Source organism: Acidobacteriota bacterium, assembly GCA_004299485.1.
In the GTDB taxonomy this organism is placed as follows: Bacteria; Acidobacteriota; Terriglobia; order Terriglobales; family SCQP01; genus SCQP01.
In genome coordinates this window covers 1-10,990 of the sequence record SCQP01000008.1, presented here as the reverse complement: position 1 = coordinate 10,990, position 10,990 = coordinate 1, and the positions used below count along the sequence as shown (strand labels likewise).

7 protein-coding genes are annotated in these 10,990 nt (G+C 65.2%); 5 read left to right on the top strand and 2 right to left on the bottom strand.

Annotated features, from left to right (window positions below; genetic code table 11):
• Window positions 1-30: 30 nt before the first annotated feature.
• Complete coding sequence (locus tag EPN33_06595) at window positions 31-2,682, top strand: serine/threonine protein kinase (GenBank protein TAN22605.1); 2,652 nt, start codon at window positions 31-33, stop codon at window positions 2,680-2,682.
• 301 nt (window positions 2,683-2,983) lie between these two features.
• Window positions 2,984-4,126: a mechanosensitive ion channel family protein gene (locus EPN33_06590; protein ID TAN22604.1), complete on the top strand. Its 1,143-nt coding sequence runs from the start codon at window positions 2,984-2,986 to the stop codon at window positions 4,124-4,126.
• Here the strand turns inward: EPN33_06590 and EPN33_06585 are convergent.
• Window positions 4,041-6,764, bottom strand: a complete 2,724-nt coding sequence (locus EPN33_06585) for an ABC transporter permease (protein TAN22603.1) — start codon at window positions 6,762-6,764, stop codon at window positions 4,041-4,043. The genes EPN33_06590 and EPN33_06585 overlap by 86 nt on opposite strands.
• The gene (locus EPN33_06580; protein TAN22808.1) at window positions 6,713-7,042 is read right to left on the bottom strand and encodes a PadR family transcriptional regulator; all 330 of its coding nucleotides are present in this window, start codon (window positions 7,040-7,042) and stop codon (window positions 6,713-6,715) included. Before EPN33_06580 ends, EPN33_06585 begins: the two co-directional genes overlap by 52 nt.
• Before the next feature lie 89 nt (window positions 7,043-7,131).
• On the opposite strand from EPN33_06580, the gene EPN33_06575 reads away from it, so the two are divergent.
• The 3 genes from EPN33_06575 to EPN33_06565 are packed head-to-tail and all read left to right on the top strand — an operon-like array spanning window position 7,132 to window position 10,856.
• Window positions 7,132-10,182, top strand: a complete 3,051-nt coding sequence (locus EPN33_06575; GenBank protein ID TAN22602.1) for a peptidase S9 — start codon at window positions 7,132-7,134, stop codon at window positions 10,180-10,182.
• Between the two features lie 34 nt (window positions 10,183-10,216).
• A complete protein-coding gene (locus EPN33_06570) occupies window positions 10,217-10,492 on the top strand; it encodes an AbrB/MazE/SpoVT family DNA-binding domain-containing protein (protein TAN22601.1) in 276 nt (91 codons plus the stop codon).
• Window positions 10,473-10,856 carry a PIN domain-containing protein gene (locus EPN33_06565; GenBank protein TAN22807.1) on the top strand — a complete coding sequence of 128 codons (384 nt, stop codon included), beginning with the start codon at window positions 10,473-10,475 and terminating at the stop codon, window positions 10,854-10,856. The genes EPN33_06570 and EPN33_06565 overlap by 20 nt, the downstream gene beginning before the upstream one ends.
• Window positions 10,857-10,990 lie beyond the last annotated feature (134 nt).

Sequence of the window (10,990 nt, the reverse complement as noted above, 5' to 3'; positions counted from 1 at the left end):
GACCCGCGATGCGGGGATATACTGTACACTATGGCCCGAGACGGGGAGTCACCACTTCCACCGGATGAGCTGCCTACCTTAGCAGGAGATTCTGCGCCCAGCGGCGTCGACTCTGACGCGCCCACGCTCGTCCATGTGGATGCGGATGCGCCCACGCTTGCCGCAGGTTCGCAGGCGGCGGCTGAGGCTGCACCCGCGCGCGTCAAAATTGGCAACTACTCCATCCTGGGCCGGCTGGGTGAGGGCGGCATGGGGGTGGTGTACGAGGCGATGCAGGAAAACCCGCATCGCGTCGTGGCGCTGAAAATCATCCGCGATGCTTTCGCCGGCGCGCAAGCGGTGCGCATGTTCCAGCGCGAGGCGCAGGTGCTGGGGCGGCTGCGCCACCCGGGGATTGCGGCGATCTATGAATCCGGGCGCACGCCGGATGGGCAGCATTTTTTTGCCATGGAACTGGTGCGCGGGCTGCGGCTGGATGAGTACCTGCGGCAGCATGCGGAGGAAGATCTGCCGCAGCGGGCGCGCGTCCGCCTGCGGCTGGATCTGTTTCTACTGCTCTGTGATGCGGTCAGCTATGCGCACCAGCGCGGCGTGATCCACCGCGACCTCAAACCCGCCAACGTGCTGGTGCAGGAACCGGAAACCAAAACGGTGAGCATCTCTGGCCAGGCGGCTGCGGTGAAGGTGCTCGACTTCGGCTTGGCACGCTTGACCGAGGAGGAGGGCGAAGGGCCCAGCCCGGCGACGCTGCCGGGCGCGGTGCAGGGAACCGTGCCCTATATGAGCCCGGAGCAGGTGCGGGGGCAGAGCGAACTGGTGGATGTGCGCAGCGACGTCTACGCGCTGGGCGTAATGCTGTACGAAATGCTGGCCGGCGAGCTTCCCTATGATTTGCGCCGCGCCAGCCTGCTTGACGCGGCGCGGATCATCTCGGAAACGCCACCGCGCCCGCTGCCAGCGGCGCTGGCCAAGACCCCCATCGGCCGCGACTTATCCGTGATTGTCCGCAAGGCGCTGGAAAAAGATCCGCAGCAACGCTACCAGAGCGTGGCGGCACTGGGCGAGGACATCCGCCGCGCCTGCGACGACCGGCCCATCCTGGCGCAGCCGCCCAGTTCCATGTATCAGATCCGCAAGCTGGTGGCGCGGCATCGGGTGGGCGTGGCCTCGGCGGCGGCGGTGATTGCGCTGCTGGTTATGTTTGCCGTGGGTATGGCGATTGCCGCCCGGCGCATCGCCACGCAGCGCGACCGCGCCAATCGTTCGGCGCAGGTGGCGCAGCAAGTCTCCGGCTTTTTGGTCAATTTGTTCCAGGCCTCCAACCCCAACCAGGCGCGCGGCAAAACCGTCACCGCCCGCGAGCTGCTCGATACTGGCGCGGCCAGCATTCAAAAGGACCGCGCCATGGATCCGGAGGTCAAGGCCTCACTCCTCGGCACCATTGGCGCCGCCTATTCCAGCCTGGGCTTCTTCAAGACCGCCGAGCCGATGCTGCAGGCCTCACTCGCCGTCCGCACGCGCCTGTTCGGCTCCGGCAGCAAACCCGTCGCGGATTCCCTGCGGGATCTGGGCCTGCAAGCGCTGGCTCGGGGCGATGACAAGGATGCAGTTCAGTACTATCAGCAGGCGCTCGCCATTGATCAGCGTATCGAGGGACCTTCCAACAGCGATGTCGCCGCGCTGCTCAATGGCATCGGCACTGCGCTGTATCAGCGCGGCATGTTGCCCGAGGCGCAATCGTACTTCCAGCGTTCGCTGGCGATGCGCATTAAACTTGATGGACCCGACAGTCCCAAGCTGATTCCCATGCGCGCCAACCTAGCCGAGATCGCCGCGACGCAGAAGAACTACGCCGTCGCCGCCTCTCAGTTCCAGAAAGATCTGGAGCTCGCCGACAAGGTGTACGGCCCCGACGCGCCGGTGGTCTCGCAGCTTGAGAACAACCTCGGCGCCGTGATGTTCATCGAGAAAAAATACGATCAGGCCGAAGGCTACTACCAGCAGGCGCTGGCGCTCAATCGCAAATTGCTGGGCAACCAGCATCCCGAGATCGGTCTCAATCTGGCCAACATCGCCCAGGTGCAGGACGCGAAGGGAGACTTGGCTGCCGCCGCGGCAACCTTCCAGCAGGCACTCCAGATTTTGAGCGCCAAGGTGCCCGCCACCGACTACAGTTTGCGCTTTGTGGATTTAAACCTGGGTTCGGTGCTCGTGCGCCTGGGCGGGACCAAAAACCTGCTCACCGCCGAAGGTCTGCTGCGGACCGCTCTTACCGCCGACGAGCAAACGCTGCCGGCCGGCTCCTGGGATATTGCAGATGTGCAAAGCGAATTCGGTGGCTGCCTGCTCGCCCAGGGCAACCTGCGCGCGGCCGAACCGCTGCTGGTGGATAGCTTCCCGACGCTCCAGGCCAAGCTCGGCGCCAATGATCCGGTCGCGATTACGCGCGCGCTGGGCCGCCTGGTGGCGCTGTACGAGGGCTTGCATCAGCCCGCCCAGGCGCGCCATTATGCGCAACTGTTGACTGGCGCGGGGCCGGGCGTGGCTGCGCCACGCCACCCGCTTGGCGCCCGGCCGGGCCGGGGGCCCCGGAGGCCCCGACCCGGCCGGGGCGTTGGCCAAGGCGAGCCACAGATGAGGGGCGAGTTGGGCGATCCGCGATCAGCTTTCAGCCATCAGTGATCAGCTTTTGCCGTCCTGGGACGAAGCGCGGCTTCTCCACGCTCTCTAACCAATAAGCCGGTGGCCAGGGCGGTGGCGATGCCCGTCCATGCGGCTCACAACGGCGTCCAGGGCGAGCACGCTTAGCGCCAAGCTCAGGCCGACGCCTCCGAGCACGGCAAAGATGAAGAGCAGTCCACCGACGAAGTTCAACATGACTCCCTCCTTATCGGCAGAAAGCCCGGGAACTTGAGCCGCCGTCCACCGGCTTGCGCTGGGCCCGCCTGCCCCTCCAGAATTGGAAGCAACGGAGGTATTACGGGTGCATATCCTGGTTACTTTTCACGCCTGGCTGCGTGCCGTTCTGGTCCTGGGTGCGGCGCTGATCGCTGGCCTGATTGTCCACGCCATCCTCTTCGGCATCCTGGCCCGCAGGGCCGGCAAGCCCGGCCGCATCGTAGAGGCCTCGCTCCACCAGCACGCCCGCCGCCCCGCGCGCTGGCTCCTGCCGGTGGTCGCGATGCTGCTGGCGCTGCCCGCCGCCCCCTTGCCGCTGCTCTGGCACTCCGGTCTGCAGCATCTGTTCAGCCTCATCCTCATCGCCGGCGGCGCCTGGTGCATCATGCTCGCCACCGCGGTGCTGGCCGACATCGTCGCCTCCCGCTACCGCATCGACGTAGCCGATAACCTCGAAGCCCGCCGCATCGCCACTCAGGTCCAGGTCATGCGCCGCGTCATCGGCGTCATCGTGGTCATCCTCACCCTGGCGCTGATGCTGCTGACCTTCCCCGGCGCCAAAGCCATCGGCACCAGCATGCTGGCCTCCGCCGGCCTGGCGGCTCTCGTGGTCGGCATGGCCATGCGGCCCACGCTCAGCAATCTCGTCGCCGGCATCCAGATCGCCCTCACCCAGCCCATGCGCCTCGAAGACGCCGTCATTGTCGAAAACGAATGGGGCTGGATCGAAGAAATCACCGCCACCTACGTCGCCGTCCGCCTCTGGGACTGGCGCCGCATGATCCTGCCGCTGACCTATTTCATCGAAACCCCGTTCCAGAACTGGACCCGCAAAACCGCCACCCTCATCGGTTCTGTCTACCTCTATCTCGACTACACCGCCCCGCTCGACGCGCTCCGCCAGGAACTCGAGCGCCTCTGTCACGCCACCGACAAATGGTACGGCGGCGTCTGCGTCCTCCAGGTTTCCGACTGCAAGGAATACACCATCGAGGTCCGCGCCCTCGCCGACGCCAGAGACGCCCCCACGGCCTGGGACCTGCGCTGCCTAATCCGCGAAGGTTTAATCGAGTTCCTGCAGAAAAACTACCCCTATGCCCTCCCCAAAACCCGCGGGGAACTGTCGGGCAAGCTCGACGGCCTTACCTCCGCAACACTTGCGCCGGGTCGGCCCGAGCCGCCCGCCAGCCGGGTATCGCCGCCGCCAACAGCGGCAACACAATCATGACCGCGATGGCCGCTGCCAGCGTAACTGGATCTGCTGTTGCAACACCGCCATGCAGCAGGGGCTGCACCCAGCGGCCGCACAGCAGCACCAGCCCCACCCCAATCACCGCGCCGATGGCCAGCAGACGTGCCGTCTCGCCCAGCACCAACCCCAGGACCCCGCCACGCGTCGCCCCCAGCGCCATCCGCAGCCCGAATTCACTCGTTCGCGCCGCGACAGCATACGCCATCACGCCATAAACTCCGAGACACGCCAGCAGCAGCGCCAGCAGGCCAAAGCCGCCGCTCAACTGCGCGACCAGCTTGTCCCGGCTCAGCAGCCGGCTCACGCGCTCGCGTACCGGTACAATCGAGAACACGCGCAGCCCCGGATCGGCGGTTGCGATCGCTGCCCGCAGCGGAGCTGCCATAGCCGATGGCGAGCCCGCGGTCCGCACCACCAGGCGCAGCGGGACGCCGGCCACCTGATCCGCCAGGTGATAAAACATCGGCACCGCCGGCTTGTGCGGATCATTCACCCGCGCGTCCGCCACCACGCCGATAATGCGAAATTTGCCGATACTGTCGCGGTCATACCCGAACGTCTGACCCATCGGGTCACGCCCCGCGTAATGCGCCCGCGCAAACGCCTGATTCACCACCACAACCGCCGGGCTGTGCGCGGTATCCGTAGGGTCAAATCCGCGCCCGCGGACCAGGTTCATGCCGACAGTGCCAAAGAACGACCGGGTCACAGTGTCTTCTTCCGCTCGGGGTTTCTCTTTCGGGTTGGGGTCGTCCGGGAACACAATCCCGCTGTTGGAGTTGGAGTTGGCATCCAGGCCGTTGTCGCTCAGCGCCGCCGTGGTGACGCCCGGAATCGCGCGCGCCTGTCGCAGCAATCTCTGCTCCAGCGCAAGACTAGCGGCCAGCGGCAAGTCTGTCCCCGGCGGTAGCAACAACTCCGCGCTGAGCAGATGATCGGGCTGAAAGCCCAGATTCACGTGAAACATCCCCGCCAGATTCCGAGCAAACAAGCCGGCGCCAGCCACGAGCAAAAGCGACAGCGCCACCTGAGCGATCACCAGCCAACGCCCCAGCGGCACGTGTTTTCCGCCGCTCGCTTGCCCGGCTTCGCTCTTCAAATCTTCCGCCGGTCTCCCGCGTTTGGCTTGCCACGCCGGCAATAGTCCCAACACCACCCCGGTCACCAGTGCAACTCCAGCCAGCAGCACCCACACCCGCCAATCCAAATCCGGCTGGAACGGGACGCCGTCCCCGGCGCCCGCGAGCCGCACCAGAAATCCGCTCAGCCACAACGCCAGCGCCACGGCCGCCGCCCCGGCAAGCGCCGCCAGCAGAACACCCTCGGTAACCAGTTGCCGCGCCAGCCGCCCGCTGCTGATCCCCACCGCCAACCGGACGGCAATCTCTCTCCGCCGCCGCACTGTCCGCGCCAGCAACAATGTCGCCACGTTGGCAATCGCGATCAGCAGCATCAGTGCCGCCAGCGCCATCAGCATGCGCAACGGACCGCCGTATTCAAGGCGCAACTGCCCGTCGCCGCTGGCGCCGTGGCTCATCGTTAGCGTCATCGGCGTCGCATCCGGCGCTATCCGCTTCCAGCTTTGCGCCAGTAACCCGTTCCATTCGCCCTGCAAGCGCGCCGCGCTCCCCGGCCGCGGCATCCGTGCGTATGCGGCCAGCCACGCGATCTGCTCCTGCGAGGTCCAGGGTTTGCTGTCGTCGCCGTTGACACTCATCCGGCTGCCGCCGGCGTGCAGCACCGCTTGCATCGTCACCGGCGCCCACACATCTGCCGGGTTCGCCGGATTCAGCCCCGTAAAGCCGCGCGGCGCCACGCCCACGATCGTGAGCTTGACACTGCGCAACTCAATCGTCCGTCCGATCACATCCACCGCGCCGCCCAACTGCTTTTGCCAAAACCCGTAGCCTACCACGACTACCGGCGACGCCCCCACCGCCCGGGTATCGCTGTCGTTGATCCATCGTCCCAGCGCCGGCTTGATCTCCAGTCCGCTAAAGTAGCCACCCGTGACCAACTGCAGGCTGGCGACCGCCGGCCCGGTTTCGTTCGGCCCCAAGCGGTAATCGTTCGCACCGCTCGCGGCTCCCACCTCGACGCCTTCCGCTCGCCCCGACGCAGCCATCTCCTGCACCAGCGGATACGACAGCAAAGGCATCGACCCCATGCCGTTGCCCTTCTGCCCCAGCAACACAATCTGCTGCGGCTCGGGCACCGGCAGGGTCTTCAGCAGCACTGCGTTCACCAGGCTGAAGATCGCCGCATTCGCCCCAATCCCAAGCGCCAGTGAAATCACGACGACTGCGGTAAACCCCGGGCTGCGGCGCAGCATCCGGCCCGCGTGCCGCAAATCCTGCAAGCAGGACTCCAGCCACGTCACCACGTCGCGCTCATGCGCCTCGGCGCCGATACGCTCCGGTGGTCCAAACCGCAGCCGCACCTCGCGCGCGCTCTTGCCCTCGCCCGCGCGCATCGCCAGATGGTGCTGCATCTCTTCGGCAATGTCCTGATCCAGCTTTCCCGGCCTCACCGTCCGTCCCAACCGCTGCCAAAGTCCCATGGCTATAGCTCCTGTGCCAGCACCGCGCCCACCCCTCGCACCAGCCGCTGCCATTGCTGCTCTTCTTCCGCCAGCCGTTTCTTTCCCGCTGGCCGCAGCGCATAATACCGCGCCCGCCGGTTTGTCTCCGACGTCCTCCAATCACCGGCAATCAGCCCCGCCTGCTCCAGCCGGTGCAGGGCAGGGTAGAGCGACCCCTCTTCGACCTGCACCAGCGCATCCGATATCCGGTCAATGTGCGCGGCGATAGCGTATCCATGCGCTGCGCCGCGCACCGCCAAGGTCTTCAAAATCAGCAAATCCAGCGTTCCTTGCAGCCGGTCCTTCGTCATCGCCATACCCAGTTCTCCATGCCTAGACAACTATACGTGAAGCGGAAACTGTTGACAACAACGTGCCGTTCTCGTCCATCTATATAGGCATGAGACGCCTCCCGACGCTCGTCTTGTTAATCGCCTCGTGCGCGATGCTCGCCCTGGCTGCGCGCGCTCAGTATTTTGGCCAGAACAAGGTCCGTCACAAGACGCTCAATTTCGAGGTGCTCAAGACCCAGCACTTCGATATCTACTTTTATCCCGAGGAACGCGCGGCCAGCGTCGAGATCGGCCGCATGGCGGAGCGTTGGTACGCTCGTTACACCAAGCTCTTTCATCACGTCCTCACCACCCGCCAGCCGCTGGTGCTTTACGCCAGTCATACCGACTTCGAGCAGACCACGGTACTGCCCGGCTTCATCTCACCCTCGACCGGCGGCGTCACGACCGCCATCGGCCGCAAAATCGTACTGCCGCTCGCCGGCTCGCTCGCCGCTGATGATCACGTCCTCGGTCACGAGCTGGTCCACGCCTATCAGTACGACATGACCCTCAGCCGCGGCAGCCCGATTCCGCTGGTCTCGCGCCTGCCCCTTTGGTTTGTCGAAGGCATGGCCGAGTACTGCTCGCTCGGCCCCCGCGACGCCAACACCGCCATGTGGATCCGCGATGCCGTTGCCCGCGACACATTTCCCACCGTCAAGGACCTCGGCAACCCCAACAAATACTTCCCCTACCGCTACGGCGAAGCCTTCTGGGCCTATGTCGCCGGGCGTTATGGAGACGACAAAATCGCCCCCATGTTGCTCGACGCCGCCCGCGCCGGCAACGTCGATGCCGCTATCCAAGCCGTCCTGCACGTCAGCGCCAAACAGCTTTCCGCCGATTGGCTGCAAGCGAGCGAAGCCAAAAATCGTCCGGTGCTGCAAGCCACCGAGGCCGTGGCGCCGGCGCAGGTTCTGGTGGCGGCCAAAAAGAACGAGGCCAGCCTCAACGTCAGCCCCGCGCTCAGCCCCAACGGCCAGTGGGTGATGTTTTTTTCCGAGCGCGGCGTATTTTCCATCGAGTTGTTCCTGGCCAATGCCGAAACCGGCCAGATCGTCCGCCAGATTACCTCGACCGCCATCGACGCGCACTTCAACAATCTGGAGTTCATCAACTCGGCCGGCGCCTGGGCCTCCGACAGCAACCGCTTCGCGTTTGGACACGTTGAAGGCGGCAATGCCTACGTCTCCATCTACGACGTCGCCCAAAACCGGGTGGTCCACAAATACCTCATCCCCGGCGCCGGCGAAGTCTTCAGTCCGACTTGGGCGCCCGATGGCCGCCAAATCGTCGTGAGCGCCATTGAGGGCGGTCAGACCAATTTGTACCTGCTCGATCTCAGCAACGGCGCCGTGCGCAAGCTCACCAACGACAACTATGCTGAACTCGAGCCCGCCTGGTCGCCCGACGGCAAGCAAATCGCTTTCGTCACCGACCGTTTCACCGCCGACCTCAGCGATCTCTCCCACGGCCCGTACCGCTTAGCGCTGCTTGATGTGGCCAGCGGCGCGGTCAGTGCTATTCCCACCGCCGGCAGAGGCAATCAGATCAATCCGCAATGGTCGCCCGACGGGCAATCGCTTTACTGCATCTCCGACACCAGCGGCATTCCCGGTATCTACCGGCTGCCCCTCACCGGCGGCGCCGCCCCGGAGCAACTCACCAACCTGCAGACCGGCGTCAGCGGCATCACCGCCCTCAGCCCAGCGCTGTCGGTCGCCACCGGCACCGGCGCCATCGTCTACAGCGAATTCTCGGACAACAACTACAGCCTCGTCCGTCTCTCCCCGCAAGCCGCGCCGGTTCCGTCCGCCACCGCGTCGCTGCATCCCGCTCTGCTTCCGGGGCGCACGAGCGACACCGGCGAAGTCGCCACTTACCTGGGGAACTGGCAGGATGGCCTCGCGCTCGCCGCCAATTTCACCACCGAGCCCTACCACCCCGGCCTCGAGCTCGACTACATCGCCCCGCCCAGCGTCTCCGTCGGTGTCAGCAACTTCGGCACGCTGCTCGGTGGCGGCACGGCGCTGCACTTCAGCGATCTGCTGGGCTATCAGAATCTGACCGTAGCTTTCGAATCCCTCAGCAGCAGCGGTGCAGCCGGTTTTCTCAATAACCTGTCCGCCTCGGGTCTGTACACCAACGAACGCCATCGCTGGACCTGGGGCATTGGCGGCGGGCAAACGCCGTTTGTCTCCGGCAGTGTCGCCGCCGTTACCGGCGTCATCAACGGCCGCCCGGTGGCCCAGACGCAGGAAGTCACGCAATGGCAGCTCGACCGCCAGGTGGTCGGCGTGCTCGAATATCCTTTCAGCCGGGCGCAGCGGATCGAGTTCACCGCCGGCTTTGAAAATATTGGCTTTGCCGCTGAACAGCGCACCAACCTCGTCGATCTCGTCACCGGATCAACCGTTGCTTCCCGGGAAGAGAGCATTCCCGCCCCGCCGGGACTCAATTTTGCCGTCGGCTCCGCCGCGCTGGTCTATGACACCTCGATCTTTGGCGGGGTCAGCCCCATTCGCGGCCAGAGCTACCGCCTGCAGGCCGGCGGCAACGCCGGCAGCATCGACTTCGCCACCGCTCTGGCCGACTACCGTAAATATCTCGGCGTTACCAACTCTCTCAGCCTTGCGGGCCGCGTCCTCACCTTCGGCCGCTACGGCTCGGGCGCGGGTGACCCCCGCATGCAGGACTTGTTCCTGGGCTATCCCTCGCTCGTCCGCGGCTACGACTTCAATTCCTTTTCGCCCCAGGAGTGCGGCCCCAGCATTGAGACCACCGGCGCCTGTCCCGTGCTCGACCGCCTCATCGGCAGCAAGATTGGCGTCCTCAATCTCGAAGCCCGCCTCGAACTCACCGGCCCCCTCGGCGTGCTCCGCAGCCCGCAAATTCCTCCCATCGAACTGGCGCCCTTCTTCGACGCCGGCACCGCCTGGACCGCGGCGATCAAACCCGACTTCCTCGGCGGATCCCGCCGCCCCGTCACCAGCGAAGGCCTCACTCTGCGCGCCAATCTCCTGGGTTTTGCAGTCGTCTCCATCGACTACGCCATCCCCAACAACCGCCCCCTCAAGTCCCACGTCTGGGAGTTCAGCTTCCTCCCCGGCTTCTGAAGACACCTCTCATTACCCGTGGTAATCTATTGCCATGGCCACGACTCCTGTCCACTCCCGGGTGACGTCGCAGAACCAGACTTCTGTGCCCGCTGAGGTCCGCAAAGAGCTCGGAATTCAGGCCGGCACCACGCTCGAGTGGAACCTCCGGGACGGCGAGGCCATCGTCCGTCGTGCGCGCAAATCCAGTTTCGAGGATATCCACAAGGCGCTTTTTCCCGAAGGCCCACCGAAGCGTCAGACGCTCAAGCAGTTGAAACAGGGCATCGCCGATTACATTCGAGAAAATGCTGAGCGCCGCGGATACTAACGTCCTCGTCAGGGTGCTGACCCGTGATGATCTCAAGCAGGCTGCCGCCGCGAGCGAGTTCCTGGTAGGCGGAGCCTGGATTTCCCAGACCGCGATCGCCGAACTGGTGTGGGTTCTGCAGAGCCGCTATCGCCGCACTCGCCAGGAACAGATCGAGGCGTTGGATTTACTCCTGGACAACCCCCACCTGGCCCTCGAAAACGCGCCCGTGATCGCAGCGGCCTTGCGCCTGTTTCGCGAGTGGCCTCGCGTGAGCTTCACAGATTGCCTCCTGCTCGAACAGGCGCGCGCCGCCGGCCACCTCCCGCTCGGCACCTTCGACCGCGAACTCGCCAAAGCTCCCGGCGCCAAACTCCTCCGTTAACGCACGCCGCGCAGAAACATAGCGAGGCCGACGGCGAGGGGGTCGAACATGGACTGCACGCCGGTGAGGATGGTGACATGGTTGCGGCCAGGGACCATAGTCACGTTGGCGTGGCCGCCGCACTGCTTGAGGGC